Here is a 20866-nt window from a genome sequence, read left to right on the forward strand (position 1 = left end):
CAGGCAAGCACCACACGCCACCCGCATCGGCAACAGCATCACCCCACCGCACCCAACGGCCCGCCGCAGCCGCGTCGTCGACCTGTCCAGCGCTGCAAGGCCGGACGGACGGGTCACGCGCTGAGTATCTCCGAGAGCTGCTCACGAGGCTTCCCGGTCAGGCTGCCCCGCAGCATCTCGGCGCGAGTGTGGACGAGCCCGGTGCGGAAGCCCTCGGGGAGTTGCCTCCATACCTCGGCCGCCATGTCGGCGGCGCCCTGCGGATCACGGTCCGCGCGAAGGCACTGCGCGACGTCCAGCGCCAGCAGGGCTCGCGTCATGACGGACGGTGAAGTGGTGAGCGCGAAGGCGGCCTCTTGATCGGCGTAGGCCTCCCTGGTCTCGCCGAGCAGAGTGAATGCCTGGGAGAGGTGCACGCTGTGCTTCTGGGGCGGGTAGCCGAACCAGGTGTCGGCCAGTCCGCCACGGTCCAACTGCTTGATCGTTCCCCGGACTTGGGCGATGGCGTTGAGGGCGCCCCGGTGGTCTCCGGTGGCCTCGAGGGCCCGTGAACTGACGGCGGCGGCCAGCGCAGAGGCGGCGCTGGCTGATTTTCCGGCGATGCGCCGGGCACGGGCCGCTAGGTCGGCCGCGGCGCGCCGGGGCGCCGTAGTTCAAGGGGACCATGGCGTGGCGGGCGAGCACCCAGGTCAGCATCTGGCGGTCGCCGGACTCGGCGGCGGCGCGTGCCGCGGTGGTGAACCAGTGCCGTGCGTCCTGCTGGTTGCCCCGGTCGTGCTGGATGATCGCGACCAGCCCGGTCAGGCCGGCGGCCGTCCGTACGACGGTGGCGCGGTCGCGTGCGGTGTGGGGGCGTTCCAGTACGTCCCGCAGCAGTTGGAGGTCCTCGTGCATCTGGGAGAGGACGGCTTGCGGGTCGCGGCCGTGGTAGCCGCCGGTGTTCCGCTCGAACACCGACTCCAGGTACGAGATGTCGGCGGCGTCCGAGCCCTGCAGTGCCGCGTCGATGCCCTCGTGCGCGTCGGCGAACTCGGGCAGGGCCCCCACACCGGCCACCGCCAGGGTTCCGGTGATGAATGAGCGTCGTTTCACGGCCGTCGCCTCCTCTCCGTCCGTCCTGGCCGTCTGGCGTTGTAATCGGAACGCCTGCGACACGGCCCGCGCGCGGACGATCTCCTCCAGAGGGATCCCGAGTGCTTCCTCAATACTGCGGTGCCAGCGACAGGATTCCGATGTGGTAACTGACGGTCTGCGTACTGCGTAGCCCGACCCCTGCGGCTATTTCGCGGATTGCCGGGGTGGGATCCACGGTCGGCGGTCGCATCCCTGATGAAGGCAAGGATCGCTGCTGGCGCACTCTCAGGTACGGACGGTTTGCTGTCGGAATGGTTTCCCTTGGACGTTCGGGCAATTGATGGAAGATGGTCGAGAGGGGGCCGTCCGGGACCCGCTAACGCGATTCGGGCGATTCGGGCTGTCGCGGGTGCCGTTCGGGAGCGTGCGGCACCCTGGTGGTCAGCACTCCTGGGACGGACCGCGGCGGGGAGTTCCCTCGGAGACTTTGCTCCGATTTGGCACGACTTCGGTAGGACGATCTCTGCGGCGATCTTCTGGGCGCAGAGGATTCCGCATGTTTTGATAGCCCTGGTTACCGACAGATTCCGGGGAGTTGCCCTCGATGCGTGACCTCGGATTCTGTCGCATCCCATAGTTGTGACTACCAACATCCTCGGGCCTCATTGTGCAACGTCTCCCTTCTCTGTTGGCTCCGTGAGCCCCGGGACGTACGGCGCCCACTCATCCGCCCCGGCAATGACTTCGAGGACATCGTTGCGGAGTTCGCCCATCGCCTGATCGGTGGGTGCTTCGGCAGTCAGGCGTACGACGGGTTCGACGTTGGAAGGGCGAAGGTTGAACCAACGGCCGCTCCCAAGGGAGACCGACAGGCCGTCAAGGCGGTCGATGAATCCGCGTCCTTCGAAGGCCTTCTCGACTGCCTTGAGTACCGCAGGGGCATCTTTCACCCGCCGGTTGACCTCTCCGGAGGAGGTGTAGCGCCGGTAGGGGGCGGTTGCGTGTGACACGGTCTGGTCGCTGTGGCCGAGGGCGTCCAAGACGTGGAGGGCTGCCAGGGCTCCGGAGTCGGCGTGCCAGAAGTCGCCGAAGTAGTAGTGGCCGGACGCTTCCCCGCCGAGGGCGGCGCCGTGGGCCTCCATCGCGAGCTTCATGAACGCGTGCCCCACGCGCGCCCGGACTGGGGTGCCGCCCGCTTCCGTGATGGCTTCGATGGTGCCGGCCGAGGTAAGCAGATCGTGGACGACCGCGGCGCCCGGTCTGCGAGCGAGAAGACGCGCGGCCAACCAGGCAAGCAGCGCGCACGGCGGTACAAGTGCGCCGTGTTCGTCGAGGATGAAGCAGCGGTCGGCGTCGCCGTCGAAGGCGATCCCGAGGTCGGCTCCGCTGGCGACGACAGCGGCTTGGAGGTCGATGAGGTTGGCGGGGTTCATGGGGTCGGCGTCATGGTGGGGGAAGGTGCCGTCGAGTTCGAAATACAGGGGGACGACGGCAAGGGGCAGGTCCTCCAGGAGGTCGGGGAGGACGTGGCCCGCCATGCCGTTGCCCGCGTCGATGACGACCTTCAGCGGGCGGATGCCGTCAAGGTCGACCAGGCCGCGCACGTAGTGGGTGTACGCGTCGTGGAGGTCTGCGGGGTGCACGCGCCCTGCGGAGGCAGGAGCCTGGCGGGAATGTGGCTGGTGTGGAAGCTGTCCGGTGTGGAGGTAGGTGTGTATGTCCTCCAGTCCGGTGTCCCGGGCGATAGGGCTGGCCCCGGGGCCCACCAGTTTGATGCCGTTGTCCGAGGCGGGGTTGTGGCTCGCGGTGATCATCGCCGCGGGCAGGTCCAGGGTGCCGGAGGCGAAGTAGAGCTGGTCGGTGCTGGCCAGACCGAGGGTGATGACATCCGTGCCGGTCGCGGTGACGCCGGCAGTGAACGCGTCGGCCAGGGCGGGTGAGGTGGGGCGCATGTCGTGGGCGACGACGATCGTCGTCGCCCCGGTGAGGTAGGCGAATGCCTCGCCGACGGCGCGGGCGAGTTCCGGCGTGACGTCGTCAACATGGCCGCGGATGTCGTACGCCTTGATCGGGTGGCAGCGGTGCATGATCCCCTTCTTCGGGTCTGTCCCGGTGGGATGGGTTCCCTGTGCAGGGCGGCGGGCTGGGGCGTTGGTAACAACACGGCGGGTGCTCTGCGTGGGGGTGGGGAGCCCCGGCATGATGGCTGTTTCTGCCGTCTTCTTGAGATGCACGAGGGACAAGCCGTATGACGACGAACACCGCTGAGGTGTCCACGGGGTACACGCGCGACACCTGGCCGATGGCCTCGGGCGTACTGATCACGGACCGTGACGAGAAGGTCCTGCTGGTGCACCCGACCTACCACAAGGACCGGTGGCTTTTCCCGGGCGGCGGGATGGAGCGCGCGCAGAAGGACACCCCGCAGCGGGCTGCCGCTCGCGAGGTCGCCGAGGAGCTGGGCGTCGCTTTGCCAGTCGGCCAGATGCTGGTCTCGGACTGGGTGATGAAGGACGGGCGCTTCTTCGAGGAACTGGTCTTCGTCTTCGACGGTGGTGTGGTCGAGGAGGAGACCAAGGAGCGGTTCCGGACTCCGGACGACGAACTGCGCGGGTGGGCGTTCCTGGACCCGGGTGAGGCGGTGGCCCGGCTGGCGCCTCCGGATGCCCGTCGGCTTCAGGAGGCGCTGGCGGCGAAGAAGTCCGGTGTCCCGGTCTACCTGGAGCACGGGCATCCCGCCCCGGAGCAGATCACCGGGCTCGTCCCCTAGCCCCGCCCTTCCGGCGGGGCCGGGCGTGCGCGAGGACTAGGTCCGCGAGTGCGTCGGCGGCGTTGGGGTGCCCGAGCGTACGGGCCTTGGCCGCCATGTCCGCGCGCTGAGGGGCGTCTTCGATCAGACGTTGGAGGCTCTCGCCGAGCCGTTGTGCCGTGACGTCCGGCCTGGTGATCGCGATGGCTGCGCCGTGTTCGGCGAGGTACTCGGCGTTGCGGCGCTGTTCGTCGGCGGCCGTGGGCTCCAGCGGGATGAGGACGGAGGGCTTGCCGATGGCGGTCAGCTCCGCGAGGGTGCCGGCGCCTGCCCGGGAGACGACCAGGTCGGCCGCGGCGAAGACGTCTGCCAACTCGCCGTCGATGTAGGGGACGGGCCGGTAGCGGTGGCCCAGGTGCAGGTCGAGGTCGGCGGCGTGGCCGAGCATCCGCTGATGGTGGTCGGGCCCGCACTGGTGCAGGACCTGGCAGGCCGGGAGCAGCGTGGGGAGGATGTCGGTGATGAGGGAGTTGATCTGGGCGCTGCCCTGGGCGCCGCCGGTCACGTAGATCAGCGGCAGGGCCGGGTCAAGGCCGTAGGCGGCTCGGGCTTTGCCCGCGTCCCCGTGCAGCAGCGCGTACCGCACGGGGTTTCCGGTGGTCTGGGCTCGTCGGCGGGCGCGTCGGGGCAGGGCGTCGCGGGAGGAGTCGTGGCTGAGGGCGACGGCCGTCGCGACGCGGGCCAGGACGCGGTTGGCCAGGCCCACGCCGGTGATCTGTTCGTGCATGACCAGGGGACGGCGGGTGAGGGCGGCGCCGAGTCCGACGGGGACGGCGACGTATCCGCCGGTGGACAGGACGACGTCGGGGCGGTGGCGGGCGAGCGAGCCGGCGGCCTGGAGGATGCCGTAGGGGACGCGGACCATGTCGGTGAGGGTGCGCAGGACGGCTGCCGGTTTGAGGGAGCGGCGGACCTTGCCGGTCGCGATCGGGCGGAAGGTGATGCCGTGCGTCTGGCAGATGCGGGCTTCGAGGCCCTGGGCGTCGCCGTACCAGGTGACGTTCAGCGTGCTGCCCTGTTGGGCGAGGCGGTCGCGGAGGGTTGTGATGGTGGTGAGGGCGGGGTAGGTGTGGCCGCCGGTGCCGCCGCCGGTGACGGCCAGGTTGAGGGTGCGCTGTGAGGTCATGGTTGGGGGCTCTCGGGGTCGTGGCGGTGCCGGCCGTGAGTGCGTGGCACCTTCCGGGGGCGGTCGGGGGTCAGGCTGCTGCGGTGGGGTCCTGGGGGTGGAAGCGTTCGCGGGCGCGGCCGAGGCTGGTCTCGTCCTTCACGGCCTCCCAGTCGCTGACGGTGTGCGCCGTGCCGTGGCTGCCGCCTGCGAGCGCCTGGTTGATGGCCTGTTCATAGTCCCCGAGCTGCCGTGTCGCCTCGGCGATTTGGGCTATGAAGGCCCGTCCGGAGAGGTGGTGTATCCAGATGTTGACGAGGCGGCCGGGCGGGCAGCCGCCGGGCGGACGTTCGACGATGCGCAGCAGGTCGAGGGTGCCCGGGTGGAAGTCGAGCATCCCGCCGACGAAGGTGTGCTCCAGGACGAACGCGGCCACGGTCACCCCCGGGTCGGCGGTGTCGGCCATCGTGGCGTAGGTGTCGTCGGGGACGAGGTCGGTGATGCCGCAGAGGAACGCCGCCTCTCGGTCCGTGATGCGTTCGAGTCCGGTGGCAGCCGCGGCGTGAGCATCCGGGCCCTCCTGGAGGACGACCTCGATCTGCTCCGGGTCGGGGACGGTCGCGGCGATCTCGCGGACACGGTCTTCGTTGTGCTGCCCGGCGACGACGACGAACTCGGTGACGCCGGCGAGGCGGGCTTGGCGGATGTGCCGGGCGAGCAGCGTCTCGCCGCCGAAGAGGAGGCTGGGCTTGTCGCGCCCGAGGCGGGTGCCGCGGCCTGCGGCCAGGAGTACGGCGGTCCTGGTGCTCATTGGGGTCCTCCCTGGATGAGGGCGCTGGTGACGAACTCGGCGACACGGTGGACGTCGGGGATCGACAGGGTGGGGTGGTACGGGATGCAGACCGACCGCTGAAGGACCGGGAGTAGATCGCTCTCGAACCGGTGGGAGCCGGTCAGGGCGGGGTAGCCGCTCCACGGCAGGTCGAACATCACGGTGCTTGCGATGCCGTTCTTCGCCATGCGTTCGCGGGTCTGGCGGGCGAGGGCGGGCGTGGCCAGATCCACTGTGAAGCGGCCCCAGGTCTTCTGAGGCGCCCGTGTGGTGGGCAGCGCCGGACAGTCGCTGGCGGTGAAGAGGCTGGTGTAGGCGTGGGCAAGGCGGTTCAGTGTGTGGCGGGTGTCGGAGCGGTGGTGCCACTGCCAGTAGGCGACGGAGGCGGCGAACTCGGTGATGGCCCGTCCCCGGTGGAAGCGGTCACCGCCGAGCCATCGGTTTTCCTGGCCGCTGTGGGAGCGGCGACCGAACATCTGCTCGGCGTCGGCCGCGTTGCGCAGTAGGGCGATGGCTCCGCCGTTGCCGCTGAGCGGCTTGGTCGGCGCGTACGAGAACAGGGCCATGTCGCCCCAGGTGCCGGGGCCGTCGGCGGGCTGGTCTGCGGGGAGGAGGTAGGCGCAGTCTTCGATGACGGTGTGGCCTGCGTCCCGCAGCGTTCTGATCGTGTGGCGGGCGTGCGGGGCGACCATGCCGGCGTGGTGGACCCACACGACGATGGGATGGAGCGCGTCGGCGGCGAGTTCGGGGACGTTCTTGGTCATGGCCAGGTGGATCGGGTCGACGGGCACGGGACGTGGGTGGGCGCCGAGTTGGCCGGCGAGGGCTGGGATGGACGGGAAGCAGTTCGCCGGGATCAGCACGTCGCGGCCCCGGGTCTGCGCTGCTTCGAGGAGGAGTTCGAGGGCGTCCATGCCGGAGGCGACGGCGACCGCATGGCGGCCGAAGGCGGAGGCGACGGCCTGCTCCAGGCGTTGGGTCAGCGGCCCGTCGACCAGGCGGCCCGACTTGAGCATGTCGGCGACCTCAAGGTGCGTCTGCCGCCGGACCGGGCTGGGCAGGTGCGTGCGCCAGATCGGAACCTGGGGTGAGGCGGTCACTGGGCGGCTCCGGCAAGGAGACGCGGACCGCGCAGCGCAAAAGGCGCGTCGGGCCCGGTGTTGAGCAGCAGGTCGAGGGCGGAGAGGTGGCTGAGGAAGCCGTGCCGGCTGTGGAGCTGGCGCCAGCGCGGGTGGGTGAAGCCCTGCCACAGCACCTCGATCCCGGCCTTGTCGAAGGGCTGCTCGTCGAGGTAGACGCGGCAGCCGTCGCCCGCCAGATAGGCGTCCGCTCCGACCGCCCGGCACAGGTCGGCCAGCCGCTGGCTGCTGCTGCCGGGCACGTTGAGGCTGCTGGCCAGCACGGTCGGGGTCTCGATGCGGAACAGCCGCCCGAAGCTGAGCGTGCACCCGATGGCCAGCTCGCTCAGCACCGACCACTTCCGGCAGTAGACCTCCTCGATGTGGGTGGACAGCAGATGCCGGTGGGGCGCCTGGGCGTACGCCTGTTGAAGGGTGCGGATGTGCGAGCGGTCCCAGCGCCGGGTGTAGTCGAGGGCGGTGTCGCTCAGGGTGCGGAATCCCTCGTGGCGTACGGGCGCGGTCAGCAGGTGGCGGCCCTGCTCGGTCTTGATGTAGTTGCGGTTCTGCCAGCCGCCTCGGGTGAACTGGGCATCGTCCAGCAGGATGAGCAGATCCGCTTGGTCCCACTTGTCGAGGTAGCCGCAGTACGGCAGATAGTGCGGTTGGTGGATCGCCACGGTGGTCACGGCGCACCCTTCTTGGCGGTGGTGGCGGGTCGGGAATCAGGTCAGGTCGGGTACGAGGCGGTCGGCCAGGGCGAGGGCTTGGCCGATGGTCGTGCCCATGTCGTCGTAGAAGGTCGTGCCGCGGCCAGCGAGGAGCACGTCCGGCGCGGCAGGCAACTGCCGGTATTTCCGGGCGAGTTCTTCGTTGTGGGGGCTGCGCAGCACGAAGTCGATCTGGTTCGGTCCGGGGCCGGCGGCCTCGAAGCCGACGAGCACGGCGTCGGACGGGGCGTGCGCGCCGTTCCACGGCAGCAGGACGGGAGCGTGCGAGCGGTAGTGGGGGCTCGTCCCGTCCGGATAGGTGACCACCGGTACGGCCTGCACGTCCCCAGCGTCGAGGACCCGCCAGTTCAGGTGGAGGCTGCGGCGTTGCAGGGGGCCGAGCTGGCGGTGGAAGTGGGCGTCGATCGGTGCGGTGACGACCATGAGCTGCCGGTAGCGGGGGCTGGGCTGGTGGTAGTAGTCGCGGCCGAGATGCACTTCGATGCGCGGGTGGTCGGCCAGCGGTTCGATCAGCGTGCCGTAGCCGCCGCACGGCAGGCCCTGCCACCGGGCCTCGGGGTGGTAGCCGCTGCTGGGGCGGTAGGAGATGCCGAACCGCTCGGCGAAGACCTCCGGCGCGAGATCGGCCGGATCGGCACCCCACTGCGCCGTGACGTACCCGCGGACGAACATCTCGTACAGCTTCGGTCCGACCTGCGCGAGAGCCAGAGTGCGCACGCTGTCCGCCGGAGCGTGGCGGTACGGCGCGGCATCCCGTTCGACGGCGTCCTGGGCCTGCTCGGGTGACATGCGGCGTCCGTAGGCGGCTTCGATGGCCTCCAGTCCGAGCGGCAGCGGTACGAGGCGGCCCGCCACGGCCGCGTGCACGGTGTGCGTGTAGGCGACCATCCGCACGCGCCCGGTGATCCACTCCCAGACCCGCGGGTCGGAGGTGGCCATGACGTGGGTGCCGTACGGGCTGTACTCCACGCCGGTCTGCGGATCGCGCCGGGACCAGCACAGGCCGCCCAGGTGGTGTTCGCGTTCGACGACCATCACGCTCGCCGGACTGCGGGTGGCGAGTTGCTCGGCCAGCACCAGCCCGAACAGGCCCCCGCCCACGATCACGACGTCGTGTGTCCGGGCCCGGGTCACAGGAACCACGCGTGCCGCTGCTCGAACTCCTCCTGCGGGGGCACCCCGACCTCACCGGCCGTCCACTGGTCCACGGTCATGGACTGCTTGATGTGGCGGCAGCCCAGCTCATAGCAGCGGGACAGGCCCATGTTCGCGATCAGCCGGCGGGCGACCTGCTGATGCTGCTCGCCGCCCCAAATGTCCTCCAGGTTGCCGTCGTTGAGGTCCCCGATGACGTACTGCTTGCTGCCCCACTGCGGGCCGCAGACGTAGACCTCCCCGTTGGCCAGCACCCAGCAGTTCACGCCGGTGGCCACCGTCCAGCAGTGGGAGTGGGCGCCGGTGACACCCTTGTTGTCGTCACCGAGGATCAGACCGATCTTGCCCGCCCACTCCGTCAGGCCACGCTCGGCGGCGAACGCCTCCAGGTCCGCCCGGAACTCGGTGCGCTGGGCTTCGTCGAGGACGAAGCCGCCGCCGCGCTGCTCGTAGTCGTCGGCGAGCCGCAGGTGGATCGAGTCGAAGCCGGTCGCCTCGGCCCACGCGTAAATGCGCGGCAGCCAGCGGTAGTTGGTGGAGTTGATGATGACCTTCGCGTTGACGGCCGGGGTGGACAGTCCCGCGGCTCGGCGGGCCGCGAGCACGGTCTTGACCGCCTTCTCCATCCGGCTCTGCCCGTGCTTGACCTGGGCGACGGCCTCGTAGGTGGTGTCGTCGTAGGCGAAGACCGCGACCTCGATAAAGACCATCTTGTCCAGGACCTCGGGGCGGGCCAGCACCTTCCCCATGGTCATGTTGGACGCCATCCCGGCCCGCGTCCTCTCGCGCGGCAGGGCGGCGATGAAGTCGGCGATCTGACCGCCGCGCCACAGCAGCGGCTCGCCGCCGCCGCAGTACTGGACGCCGCGCACGCCCATGGCCGCGATCGAGACGTGGAGGCGCTCCATCATCTCTAGCGGCATGCTGCCCTGCCCGTACGCGTGGTTGCGCTCGTCGGCGTTGCAGTGAGTGCAGGCCACGTTGCAGTCCATCGTGCCGTAGACCTCCAGCGTCCACGGCGCGGGCCGGATCTGGATCTCCCCGGGGACCGGCAAGGCCGCGGTGTCGGCGGCGGCGAAGAGCGCCTTGTGCGCGGACCAGTACGGGCGGGGCTGTGCGGTGGCGGTGATCAGGTCGGTCTCGATGGGGGGACGAGCCATCAGATGCCTCCGGCAAGGGGTCGGGGTCAGAAGAACTTGCCGTGCGGGGCGTCGAACCCGGTCAGGAATTCGAGCATGCGGTTCTGCTGGTGGTGCACGCAGAACGGGCAGGACTTCAGCACCAGTTGCTCCAGGACCTGCCGACGCTGCTCGCCGCGCCAGACCTCGGCGAACGTGGAGTCGTTGATGTTGCCGATCACCCCGGCGATGCCGTCGCCGGCGTTGGTGCGGGTGCGTTTCTGGGCGCACAAGAACACGTTGCCGTCGGCGCCGATGGCGGGCTTGAACTGCTGCCAGTGGCAGCGGCTGTACCCGCGGACCTGGTGGGTGTTGTTGTCGAAGATCCGGTCCACGATCTGAACGTCGAACCGCTCATCGTCCAAATCCAGCGCCCGGTCCAGCCCGGCCAGCATCCGCGCGTGCAACTCGGGGCCGACGGCGACGCCGGAGTACGACTTGTACTGGATGTAGTCGACCCCGCAGTCCTTGACCAGCTCGCCGCAGGCCACCAGGTCGTGCACGTTGTCGTCGTTGACGAAGAACCCGGTGCCCACCGTGCACGGCCCGTCCGCCGCCGCCAGCGCCCGCAGGTTCGCGATGATCCGGTGATGGTCCTTGTTGCCGTGCAGCCTCGCGTGCAGCTCGGGGTCGGCCGCGTCCAGGCTGAACCGTACGTACGTGGCCGCCTTCTTCAGCCGGGCGCCCAGCTCGGGGAAGACCCGCGAGCCGTTGGTAACCAGCCCCGCCGACATGCCGTGGCTGGCCGCCAGCTCGATCGCGTCGACCGTCCTGGGGTGCGTCATCGGCTCGCCCCCGCCGACGAACAGCAGTGAGGTCACCCCGAGTTGAGCCAGCTCCTCGACCAGCGACAGCAGCCGTTCGGGGGCCATCCGCTCGCTGCGCTCCTTGGAATGCAGACTGCTGTAGATACAGAACGTGCAGTGGTGGTTGCAGGAGTTCGCCGGATCGATCTCGACGCTCGTCGGGAACGGGTCCTCCCCGGCCGCGTACGCCCGGATCACATCCCGCTGCTCCAGCAGCCGCAGCGGATCGAACAGGAACCGGAACCGGTGGCCCCGCTCGATCTCCGCATACCTGTAGCCGAGGGCCTCAGCCGCGGTCCGGGCACCGGACGTCAGTTCGGCGACATCCTCGTTGACGACCTTCGCGGGAGTTACCAGGAGGGGCAGTTCACGTTGCATGTAGAGCCTCCTTCAGTCGGTTCGGTTGATACCTCAGGTGGAAGCAGCACGCGCTGCATCTCGGTCGAAACGCGCGGCGTGGAGGGTTGCTCTGCCATCCGAGCGGAGTCGGAGGCCGTTTGGCCCTCCACGCCGGGAGGGGCCCGCCCCGGCGCCGACTGCCCCTGTCGCAGCGGGCACCGTTGGCGAGGGCGGCGAGCGCCTTCTCCAACGAGTCCGGTGTTGGTGTTGTCCTGGCCTCCGCGGGCACCACCCTGCGGAGGCCAGGACGGGTCTGGACCCACCAAGGATCAGACCGTCCCGGCCCCGTCAGGGGCCGGGAGCTGGACCCTTGTTCCCCGCCCGCCGTCGGGTGCGGGGAACAAGGGCGTTCCGCCTTCTGCCGCCGGGGAAGGGGGCTGACCGGCGGCCGAGGAGTCAGCGGATTCCGCGTTGCCGTTCTGTGTCGGTGACGTGGCTGCGGTGCCAGTCGAGTTCGGCGCGGGCGGCACGGGCGTAGTGCCTCACGACGTCCTGGCCGAGCAGGTGGTGCGCGGCGGTGCTGTGCTCGAAGTGCTGGAGCGCGTCGGCCAGATCGGCGTAGGCGGGAATCGCGCTGGTGTCGTGGTAGGCGTCCCTCTCGCAGGCCGGCCGGGGCTCCAGTTTCTCCTCGATGCCGTGGGCCATCGCGGCGATGTAGGCGGTGAGGGCGAGGTAGGCGTTGGCGTCGGAGCCGGCGAGGCGGACCTCCAGGCGGGCGCCGGGGCCGTGGCCGGTGACGCGGACGGCGCAGCCGCGGTGGTCGATGCCCCAGTTGTAGCGGGTGGGGGCGAAGCTGTGCGGGCGGAGGCGCTTGTAGGAGTTGGCGGTGGGCCAGTAGAACGGGGCAAGGTGCGGCAGGAGGGAAATGAGGCCCGCGATGGCGTGCGTCATCAGCGGCGGCAGGTCTTGGGCGCGGTGGTGGTCGAATCCTGCATCACCGTGCTCGTTCCACAGCGACAGGTGCAGGTGGAGTCCGCTGCCTGTGCCGGTCTGCGGGGCTGCCATGAAGGCCGGGACCAGGTCGTCGTGTCCGGCGACATCGCGGGCCAGGAGCCGGAAGAGCGCGTAGTCGTCGCAGGCGCTAAGGGCATCACCGTAGGGGAGCGTGACCTCGGCCTGCCCCGGCGCGCCCTCCGTCTTGAACGCCTCATAGGGGATACCCGCGTCGGCCAGGGCGCCGCTGAGGTGACGGGCGAAGGACAGGGCGGCGGGAGGGAGGTCGAGGGCGTAGTCGAGGTTCTCGCTCCACGCCGGTACCGGGCCGGATTCGCCGTTCGCGAGGAGGACGAACTCGCTCTCCACTCCCACCCGCACCTCGTATCCCAACTCGCGCATCCCATCGAGCTGGGTGCGGAGCATGTGGCGGGGGTTCACCTGGACGGGTGTGCCGTCGTGCTGGACCGGGTCGCCGATCACGATGACGGTGCCGGGTCGGGTGGGGAGCACCCGGGCGGTGCTCAGGTCCGGTGTGACGAGGAAATCGCCGAAACCCTGTGTCCAGCCGGTGAGTTCGAACCCCTCCAAGGGGATCATGCCGGTGTCGGTGGCCGGGAGGTAGGAACACATCTCCGCCCCGCCGGCCATCCGCTCCAGGAACACCGGCGCGCTGAAGATCTTACCCTTCAGGCGTCCCTGCATGTCCGGTATGGCGAGCATGATCTCGGTGATGCGCCGTGCTTCGACGAGTTCGCGAAGCGACTCCTCGGAGACCGCGCCGGACGGCCAGAGCGTAGCGGGGCGGACGGTTTTCCCCGTGGTCATCAGTAGCCTCCCTCGCTGAACGCTGCGGCTTCGCCAGGAAGCGGGGTGCCTGCAGCGGCGAGTTGGTAGTCCCGCTTGCCGCGGGTCACCCAGGTGATCGTGGCGAGCAGCAGGGCGACCAGCAGTGTCACGCCGGCGTAGTTGAAGGAGGTGACGGTGATCGGCCTGGACTGCGGCAGGCAAAACACGGTGGTGATGACGACCACGTAGGCGACGGCGATGACGCCGACCGGCCGCCGCCAGCGCCCCAGCGTCCAGGGGCCGGGTTGGTAGGCGCGTCCCTTGCGCAGGGCCAGGAAGACGGGGATGCCGTAGGTGGGGATCATGCCGACCGCGTTGATCGCGGTGATCGCGCCGTAGGCGGTAGGTGAGTACAGGACCGGCAGGGTGAGTGCGAAGGGGACGATGACGGCGAACCATACGGCTCGGGTGGGTGTTCTGGTCCGGGAGTTGACACGCAGCCAGCTTTTCCAGCCGGGCAAGGCGCGGCTGCGGGAGAACGCGTAGATCATGCGGCTGGCCGCGGCGACCTCGGCGTTGCCGCAGAACAGCATCGCCACGATGACGATCAGGAGCAGGGCCTTGGCGCCGGATGCGCCCAGGACGTCGAGGAAGATCTGCGCCGGCGGGACATCGGTCGGCGTGTGCTGGGTGGCGGTGTAGTCCTGCATGGCGAACAGCAGGCCGGCGATGAGCACGAACCCGGCCAGCAGGGACACCCAGATGGAACGCACCATGCCCTTCGGTGCGGAGATCTGCGCGTCTTTCGTCTCCTCGGCCACGTGCGCGGAGGCGTCGTAGCCGCAGAAGGTGTAGCCCGCGAGAAGGCCACCGATGAGTGCGACGTAGAGGGGGCTGGAGAAGCCCGTGTCGTTGTGGAAGTGCGTGAACACGAAGCCCACCGACTGGTGCTTGGCCGGAGCGAGGGTGAGTGTGCCGACGATGACGGCGACACCGGCGAGCTGCCACCACACCGAGATCGAGTTGAGGACGGTGACCAGGCGCACGCCTGCGGAGTTGAGCAGCCCGTGCAGCAGGAGGATGGCGCCGAATATCAGCATGGTGCCGGCCGGGGTGGGGGTGATGTCCCACTGGAGCTGGGCGAAGGCGCCGATGAACGTGGCGGCTCCATAGTCGATGCCCGCGATGGCGCCGAGCAGGCCGAGCAGGTTCAGCCAGCCGGTGTACCAGCCCCAGCGCCTGCCGCCCAGCTTCTCGGCCATGAAATAGGGTCCGCCGGAGGTCGGGTAGGCGGAGACCACGTCGGCCAGCGACATACCGACCAGCAGCGTCAGCCCGCCGATAACGACCCAGCTGCCGAGCATGACGACGGGCCCGCCATGAGCCAGGCCGAACCCGAACAGGGACATGCCGCCGGCCAGGATGCAGATGACGGAGAAGCTGATCGCGTAGTTCCCGAACGTGCCCATCTTGCGGGACAGTTCGGGCTTGATTCCGAGGGCTTCGAGGACGTCGTCGTCGTCCGGCGGCGTCATGGTGACGGCGTTCCTGTGAGACACCAGTAATCCACTTTCAGGGAGGGAGAGATGCGGGCAAGATCGGAATAGGAGCAGGTACGCGGAGCCTGTGGAGGGGCGCGAGCGTTCATAGGGCGCCCTGTTTCAGGACGGCGCGCCGGATGCGGAGGAACTCGTCCGTCCAGTCCCGGGATCGGCCGAGGCTGTCGTTGACGTCCTTCCATGGCTGAGGCGTGACGTAGGGGCCCAGCGCGTTGAACACTCGCTTCGCCGGGCCGGTCTCGCCGCAGGCCACCAGGGCGTGCGCCAGGTGGTTCAGGTCCCAGTTCGACAGCCACGGGTACTCGGCACTGGGGATCGGGGAGAACCACTCCTGGAACGCCCGCATGGCAAAGTGGCGCACCTGTTCCGTCTGCCAGAAGCCGAGGGCACCGCTCTGGCCCTTGCCATGCCGTTCCCTGTACAGGTCCATGAGCGCGTACAGCGGCAACAACAGCAGTTCGGTATGCGGGCGATTCCCCGAGATGATCCACTGCGCGTACTGCAAGGCAGGAACAGCTCCGCTACGACTCAGGAAGTACTCGCGCATACGGTGGTGCGCATCCCTGTTGCCAGGATGACGCCGGTCTGCCTCAGCCCACAGGGGCCACGGCCCGGACAAGTGCATCTCGAAATCGTCCAGCCGGTCCCACGGCTCGGTGCGGTTTCGCCAGTAGGGGTCGAAGGTCCGCGGGTCGTACGGGAGCCGGGTCAGCTGAAGTCGGCCATTCCACGGCTCGGGAGACTCCGGCCAGAGTGCTTCGGCCCACTTCCATTCCTTGTGTGCCATCGCCGCAGCACGGCCCACCACATCCGCGGCCTTGCCCTCACGATGGAGCTGCAACGCCCCTTGGGTGAGGGCTCGCCCCCACAGCACGGACGCCTGCCGACTCTGCGGTTCCTCGTCCCGCCACATCTTGATGACGCCGCGTGCGCCGGGGTCGGATAACAGCAGTTGGCAACGCCGCGCGAGTAACGACCAGTTCGATCCCGTGCGGATGAGCAGGTCCCGGGCGGACAAGTAGCGTCCCATCCGCAGGTCTTCCAACGCGGCACGCACGTCGGAGTCGGCTCCGACAGGGCTGACGATCGGAGTCATGCCATTGGGGGGCGTCGCAAGATCATCTCGGTAGGTACTGGGGGCGACACCAGTCAGCGGCAAATCAGACATAACAGCCTCAAGGTTGGAGGTGGGATTGCGGCAGCGATTCCGGCTTGGGGCACGGCGCGTACGCGGGTCAGGATGTGTTCAGGGCATCAAGAGGGCGTGGACAGAGGGGAGTTGGCCGCCGGGATGCGGGCCTCGACAGGGGGAGCGAGGCGCGCGGCACCCCGACGGCCGGTCGGGGGGGCCGGTGTTCGGCGGGGGTCAGGCGTGCAGTACGTGGGGCTTGATCAGGGCCTGGACGATCTTTCCCTCGTCCGTGGGGGCGTAGGAGATTTCCGCTCCGCGCCGGCGGGCGGTCCACAGGCCGCGGGGTCGCTCGCCCTCGGCCGGTTCCCAGCTCACGGCCTTGTCGAAGTCCGGGAATTCGGTGCGGCCGTCGTGCACCTGGAAGATGAGTTCCCCGCTCTGGAGCAGCGCCCACCGCATGGTGATCACGGCGTACTCGGGCACGCAGGTGTGCGCGAAGGCGTTGGCCATCAGCACGCGCCCGATCGTGGCCAGATCCTCGATGTCCACGAAGCCGTGATCCTGGGGCAGGTACGCGTAGAGGTAAAGGCGGGTGTAGCGGTGGGCGTTGCCGACGACGTGGCGATCCGCCCGGAACTCCACTTTCTGGATCCAACTGGTCTCTGCGCACCCGAGATCGGGGATCACAGCGACACCACCGTGTTCCATGTCGTCGTTCCTTCTCGCAAGAGGGAGGGAGCACCAGGTCGTCATGCCGTCAGAGCTGACACCCCAGTTGTCGGCGATAGCGCGAACGAGGAAGAGGCCGCGGCCGTCCTCATCGTCGAGAGCCGCTTCACGCAGTACGGGGAGTTGATGAGAGCCGTCCCGCACCTCGATCAAAAGGTGTATGTCGGTGAGATACACACGAAGCCCGACATCACCGATCCCGTGCTCGAACGCGTTCGTGACCAGCTCGGTGACGAGCAGGTCGGCGGACTCGATGAGTCCCGGCCAGCCCCAATACCGCAACCCGGCCCGGACGATGACCCGAGCGCGACCCGGCACGGCTCGGTCTGCTTCGGCGATAACGCCAGCCGTGGAGCCCTCGTTTCGCTCGAAGGACATGTTGAATCCGGGGTACTTGCGGAGAGGAGGGAGGATTCTGGGGAGCGTTCGCGCGATGGTCGCAGTTGGTGTCATGCCGTTTTCTCCATGCGTCCTCACTTGGCGATCAGCGTCCAGGAGTCAGTGGCCGGGGACTGCCCTGCCCGGGGTGCTGGTGGGGACCCCTACGGTTTCAATCAGGGCAGTTGGCGTCACGGGCACGCGTGACCAACTTTTTTGGACACGCACCGACGCGCCAATCAGGAGCAATCGCCTTGTTTGGACGACCAGTTGGGCTGCATATCCCCGATCTCCCGGTTCACGCCCACCCGATCGAACAATGACGCAGCTACCTTGAGTCCACGACACCGCAAAGGGAGCACGCTCATGAACGCCCCCTCGAAATCTGGTTCCAAGGCAGACCGGGACGCTCTCCGCCACGACATGACTAGCGCCGGATGCGCGCTCGCCGATATCGCTATCGAGATGCGCACCCGCTTCAAGATGCGTCCCAGAGAAGCGTGGCGGCATGCCCACGGCTGGACTCTTCAAGAGGCAGCCGACCGCATCACCCAAGGAAGCGCCAGACGCCTCGGCGAGTCCGTCGCCGCCGACGCATCCCTCGTTGGCAAGTGGGAGAAATGGCCCGGCCCTTCCTCACGTCGCCCGAGCCTCTCAGTCCTGTTTGCCATGGCGGAGACCTTCTCATGCCGCGTGGAGGACCTGCTGGACCTGGAAGACCGGCGCGTGCTCCCCGAGGCAGACCTGCGCCTGCTCACCCATCGCCTGTCAACCACCGAACCGTCGGGCACGCCGGCCACGGCGTCGTCCATCAATGCCCCGCCTGAACCGACTGGGTCCAATCTCGTGCGTCTTGCCGCCGACGAGTCCGCGACGTGGGCGCAATGGGCGGAGGCCTCAAACGTCGGCGATATCGCCCTTGAGCAACTCATGGCCGAGACTCGGTCGCTCGCCTCGGACTACCTCACTGCAGATCCCGTCGCGCTCTTCGTCCGCACCCGAGCACTACGTGACCGCGTCTTCGCTCTCCTCGAAGGCCACCAGTACCCCCGCCAGTCGACCGACCTGTACGTCGCGGCCGGTTACCTGTGCGGGCTCCTGGCATGGATGTCCTCCGACTTGGGACAATTGCGCGACGCAGAAACCCAGGGTCGGACGGCGTGGCTATGCGCCGAGCTGGCACGGCACAACAACCTGCGTGCCTGGGTGCTTTCAACTCGCTCCAAGGTGGCGTTTTGGGATGGACGCCTCCGGGAGGCGATCAACTTCGCCCGGCGCGGTGCCACCTTCCGCACGACGGGCACGGTGGCAGTGCTCCTCGCGTGCCAAGAGGCCGACGCCTGGTCGGAACTGGGTGCCCAAGACGAGGCCTTGGCGGCGCTCGCCTATGCCGAAGACGCGCGCGCCGCTATGAGTAGCGAAGACGAGATCGGGGGCATCTTCGCCTGTCAGCCCGCACGGCAGGAGAACTACGCCGCGGCCGTCCAACTGCGTGTTGGTCGTCACGCCGATGCCTTGAGATCCGCAGACAACGCTCTCGTCCTCCTGGCCGTACAGCCGGTCAGGGCCTACGGCACCGAGGCACAGATCCACATCAGCCAGGCCGCAGCCCATCTCGCCAACGGGGAAGCGGAGGGCGCGCTCGAAGCCCTCGCGCCTGTCCTCGCCCTTCCGCCGGACCACCGCATGGAGCCCGTTGCCCGCCGCCTCAGCGAACTGTCCACAAGCATCGGTCGATCTCGCGCCAGCGGAACCGCGACCGTCGGCCTGCGACAAGCCGTCGAAGAGTTCTGCGTGCACTCCGCTCCGCGACATCTTGCACTCTCGCCAGGAGAGGGCTCTCCCTGATTTGATCCCGAGCTATGAAGACTCAACCCGAGACCATGCGGAACCACTGGTGGTGGCGGCCCGGCTGGAGTGTGGGCCGTCGTTTCTACACCTGGCACCTGACGTTCGAACGCCAGGACGATGTGCACCGACTCGCTGCCGAGTACCGTTCCGCGCTCGCACCTCTCGGCGAGATACTCACCCCAATCCCCGACCAATGGCTGCACCTGACCATGCAAGGCATCGGCTTCGTGGGCGAGACCAAAGACCAGGACGTCCACAGCATCGTGGATGCAGCCCAAACACGGTTGGCCGCTATCTCAGCCTTCGACGTCCGGATCGGACCCGAGGTGTTGGACCCCGAAGCGGTGCTCCTGCACGTCCACCCCGACCGCCCTGTTCGGGCCGTCAGAAACTCCATTCGGGAGGCTATTGGAGAGGTTCTCGGCGAGGTCCCAGAGAAGGCCGCGGGCTTCACTCCGCACGTCTCCGTGGCCTACAGCGCGGGAGAGGGTCCCGCCGAGCCCATCAGGGAGGCCCTCTCCGGTCTCAGCCTCCCGCCAGCGCATGCTCGCATCTCCACTGCGGAACTCATCGTCATCCACCGGGACAACCAGATGTATGAGTGGGAGACCTTCGCGAAAGTGGCGCTCGGCTGATGGTCTTCTGCCAAGTGGGGTCTTGCCGCCCGAGCCGTGGGCCGCAAGACCCCGCACCCCACATTGCGGCAGATGTGGCCGCAGCTCAGTCGCACCGGCCAGGACCCGGAGGCGCCAGGCCAGACCCAGCACCGCATCGCCTGTGAGCGGGGGCGACGAGGCCTCGCCCGTGGGGCCGACGGCGGTCGGCTAAGGCGACCGTATGACGTCGGATGTGGAGCCGGCGCTCGTGCTAACCCCAAGCACCATCAGCCGAGGGTGAGCTTGTTCCGCTTTGGCGGACACCATCGCTGTGGTGGTCAGGCTGCGAGTGCGGTCTCATATTCGGCGGGACTGCGGTAGCCGAGGCTGCTGTGCAGACGGTGCAAGTTGTACCAGCCCTCGATGAAATCAAAGATCGCGGTGCGGGCGGCGGCCTTGAGGGCTGCGTGGGCGGCGGCCGGGAGGGCGACGTTGAGGAGCACCTTGTGGTCGGTGTCCGGGTAGTGCGTGGTGATCACGTCGATGGGCAGCCGTGCCCCGAGCCGGTGGCGCAGCCTGCGGGCGGCCTGGTGAGGGGTCTTGGCGTGGACGAGGGTCATGAGGCGGGTGGCGTTGTGGTTGGCGGCGAGCGGCAGTACGCGGGCGGCGTCACGCAGTTCGGCCGGGCCCAGGGTGCGAGTCAGGAGGATTTCCAGGGCGTGGTGCGGCATCGTCATCCCCTCCCCTGCCGACGGGCCTGGGAGTGGGGCAACCGGGTGTGGATGTGTGCCGCGTGCAGGAGGGGCTCGAAGGGCTGCCATCCGGCCAGGGCGAGTTCGGCGGCACCGGATGCGGCGTGTGCGGGGCAGCGTTGGCCGCGCCAGCGCAGTTGTTCGCTGTAGGGGAGCTTGCCGAGGTCGTAGACGGCCATCAGGCCGCCAGGGAGGGCGAGTTGGCCGTGCTGAACTGTGGCCAGCAGCAGCCTCCAGGTACCGGTCGGACCGGCGGGGGCAGAGACCATGTGGGTACAGCGGTGGCGGTGGCGGGTCTGGGCCACGCAGCGCAGATCGTTGAGGGGGTGTTCGGCGAGATAGCGGCAGACCAGCATCTGTACGACGGGGCGGTCGGGTTCGCCGGTGTCGGCATCGGTGGCGGTGGCGGGTTGTGTGCTGACGGCCGGGGCAGGGGTGAAGACGCTGGTGTCGATCATGCGACGGGTGCGGACGGCGAGTTGGCGTCGGAGCGCTTCGAGGCCCGGGGCAGTACGACAGGTGAGGGTGCGGCGGGGGCAGAGCAGGGCATGCGGGATGCGGCACCAGTCGCTGCCGTCACCGTGTGGATGGGCGATGCCGCCGCTCAGGTGCCAGCGACAGGACTCGGGAACGTCGGCGACGGCAAGTTCGGCCGGGTGCAGGGCGATGGGCCGCTGGTCGGTGCGCTGGTAGAGGTCGATGCGGTTGCCGCACTGACGGCAGCAACGGCTCTGACCGACGCGCAGCAGGCGGCTGGGACTGGTGCCAGCCACCCGCAGAGGCCGAGCCGACGACCTCGGCGTTGTCGTCCCGTTCGGCGACCGCGTCCGCACGGTGGTGGCCGCGCTGCCGCGCCATCGGCGGCATCCAGCCGGTCGTCACCGTGACGACTCCGAGCGCCGCCATCAGCAGCAAGGCCACCGCGGCCAGCCATGTCAAC

At 68.8% G+C, this 20866-nt stretch carries 19 protein-coding genes; 4 read left to right on the plus strand and 15 right to left on the minus strand.

Annotated features, from left to right (window positions below; translation table 11 throughout):
• Positions 1-113: 113 nt before the first annotated feature.
• A complete protein-coding gene (locus ACNFOC_RS17915) occupies positions 114-473 on the minus strand; it encodes a hypothetical protein (protein ID WP_416960107.1) in 360 nt (119 codons plus the stop codon).
• A 196-nt stretch (positions 474-669) separates the two neighbouring features.
• Between ACNFOC_RS17915 and ACNFOC_RS17920 the strand changes: the two genes are divergently transcribed.
• Positions 670-1080 (plus strand): hypothetical protein, encoded by a 411-nt coding sequence (locus tag ACNFOC_RS17920; RefSeq protein ID WP_416960108.1) that lies wholly within the window; start codon positions 670-672, stop codon positions 1078-1080.
• Positions 1081-1736: 656 nt separating this feature from the next.
• On the opposite strand, the gene ACNFOC_RS17925 is transcribed toward ACNFOC_RS17920, so the two are convergent.
• Positions 1737-3161 (minus strand): phosphohexomutase domain-containing protein, encoded by a 1425-nt coding sequence (locus ACNFOC_RS17925; protein ID WP_416960109.1) that lies wholly within the window; start codon positions 3159-3161, stop codon positions 1737-1739.
• Positions 3162-3322: 161 nt separating this feature from the next.
• Between ACNFOC_RS17925 and ACNFOC_RS17930 the strand changes: the two genes are divergently transcribed.
• Positions 3323-3844 (plus strand): NUDIX domain-containing protein, encoded by a 522-nt coding sequence (locus tag ACNFOC_RS17930; RefSeq protein WP_416960110.1) that lies wholly within the window; start codon positions 3323-3325, stop codon positions 3842-3844.
• Here ACNFOC_RS17930 and ACNFOC_RS17935 read toward each other — a convergent pair.
• From ACNFOC_RS17935 to ACNFOC_RS17985, 11 genes are all read right to left on the minus strand, one after another.
• On the minus strand, positions 3825-5009 hold the full coding sequence (locus tag ACNFOC_RS17935; protein WP_416960111.1) for a UDP-N-acetylglucosamine--N-acetylmuramyl-(pentapeptide) pyrophosphoryl-undecaprenol N-acetylglucosamine transferase: 1185 nt from the start codon (positions 5007-5009) through the stop codon (positions 3825-3827). The two genes, ACNFOC_RS17930 and ACNFOC_RS17935, sit on opposite strands and share 20 nt — an antisense overlap.
• 70 nt (positions 5010-5079) lie before the next feature.
• The gene (locus tag ACNFOC_RS17940; protein ID WP_416960112.1) at positions 5080-5799 is read right to left on the minus strand and encodes an NTP transferase domain-containing protein; all 720 of its coding nucleotides are present in this window, start codon (positions 5797-5799) and stop codon (positions 5080-5082) included.
• Entirely contained in the window at positions 5796-6920 is a 1125-nt protein-coding gene (locus tag ACNFOC_RS17945) for a DegT/DnrJ/EryC1/StrS family aminotransferase (RefSeq protein WP_416960113.1), read from the minus strand. Before ACNFOC_RS17945 ends, ACNFOC_RS17940 begins: the two co-directional genes overlap by 4 nt.
• Positions 6917-7627 (minus strand): WbqC family protein, encoded by a 711-nt coding sequence (locus tag ACNFOC_RS17950; protein WP_416960114.1) that lies wholly within the window; start codon positions 7625-7627, stop codon positions 6917-6919. The genes ACNFOC_RS17945 and ACNFOC_RS17950 overlap by 4 nt, the downstream gene beginning before the upstream one ends.
• A gap of 36 nt (positions 7628-7663) precedes the next feature.
• Positions 7664-8812, minus strand: coding sequence for a UDP-galactopyranose mutase (locus ACNFOC_RS17955; protein WP_416960115.1), 1149 nt, complete (start codon positions 8810-8812; stop codon positions 7664-7666).
• Positions 8800-9984 (minus strand): radical SAM protein, encoded by a 1185-nt coding sequence (locus tag ACNFOC_RS17960; protein WP_416960116.1) that lies wholly within the window; start codon positions 9982-9984, stop codon positions 8800-8802. The genes ACNFOC_RS17955 and ACNFOC_RS17960 overlap by 13 nt, the downstream gene beginning before the upstream one ends.
• Positions 9985-10010: 26 nt before the next feature.
• Entirely contained in the window at positions 10011-11186 is a 1176-nt protein-coding gene (locus ACNFOC_RS17965) for a radical SAM protein (protein WP_416960117.1), read from the minus strand.
• 417 nt (positions 11187-11603) lie between these two features.
• Positions 11604-12968, minus strand: a complete 1365-nt coding sequence (locus tag ACNFOC_RS17970; protein WP_416960118.1) for a glutamine synthetase family protein — start codon at positions 12966-12968, stop codon at positions 11604-11606.
• Complete coding sequence (locus tag ACNFOC_RS17975; protein WP_416960126.1) at positions 12968-14464, minus strand: amino acid permease; 1497 nt, start codon at positions 14462-14464, stop codon at positions 12968-12970. The genes ACNFOC_RS17970 and ACNFOC_RS17975 overlap by 1 nt, the downstream gene beginning before the upstream one ends.
• A gap of 109 nt (positions 14465-14573) precedes the next feature.
• Positions 14574-15584 carry a hypothetical protein gene (locus ACNFOC_RS17980; protein WP_416960119.1) on the minus strand — a complete coding sequence of 337 codons (1011 nt, stop codon included), beginning with the start codon at positions 15582-15584 and terminating at the stop codon, positions 14574-14576.
• Positions 15585-15854: 270 nt separating this feature from the next.
• Positions 15855-16667, minus strand: coding sequence for an ATP-binding protein (locus ACNFOC_RS17985; protein WP_416960120.1), 813 nt, complete (start codon positions 16665-16667; stop codon positions 15855-15857).
• 426 nt (positions 16668-17093) lie between these two features.
• Here ACNFOC_RS17985 and ACNFOC_RS17990 point away from each other — a divergent pair, with 426 nt between their 5' ends.
• Both ACNFOC_RS17990 and ACNFOC_RS17995 read left to right on the plus strand, forming a co-directional pair.
• The gene (locus ACNFOC_RS17990) at positions 17094-18575 is read left to right on the plus strand and encodes a helix-turn-helix transcriptional regulator (protein ID WP_416960121.1); all 1482 of its coding nucleotides are present in this window, start codon (positions 17094-17096) and stop codon (positions 18573-18575) included.
• 14 nt (positions 18576-18589) lie between these two features.
• A complete protein-coding gene (locus ACNFOC_RS17995; protein WP_416960122.1) occupies positions 18590-19213 on the plus strand; it encodes a 2'-5' RNA ligase family protein in 624 nt (207 codons plus the stop codon).
• A gap of 299 nt (positions 19214-19512) precedes the next feature.
• On the opposite strand, the gene ACNFOC_RS18000 is transcribed toward ACNFOC_RS17995, so the two are convergent.
• Together ACNFOC_RS18000 and ACNFOC_RS18005 are read right to left on the minus strand one after the other, a co-directional pair.
• Positions 19513-19911: an IS3 family transposase gene (locus ACNFOC_RS18000; RefSeq protein WP_416960123.1), complete on the minus strand. Its 399-nt coding sequence runs from the start codon at positions 19909-19911 to the stop codon at positions 19513-19515.
• Positions 19908-20699, minus strand: a complete 792-nt coding sequence (locus tag ACNFOC_RS18005; RefSeq protein ID WP_416960124.1) for a DUF6083 domain-containing protein — start codon at positions 20697-20699, stop codon at positions 19908-19910. Before ACNFOC_RS18005 ends, ACNFOC_RS18000 begins: the two co-directional genes overlap by 4 nt.
• Between the last annotated feature and the right edge of the window lie 167 nt (positions 20700-20866).

This window comes from Streptomyces colwelliae (assembly GCF_048158785.1).
In the GTDB taxonomy this organism is placed as follows: Bacteria; Actinomycetota; Actinomycetes; order Streptomycetales; family Streptomycetaceae; genus Streptomyces.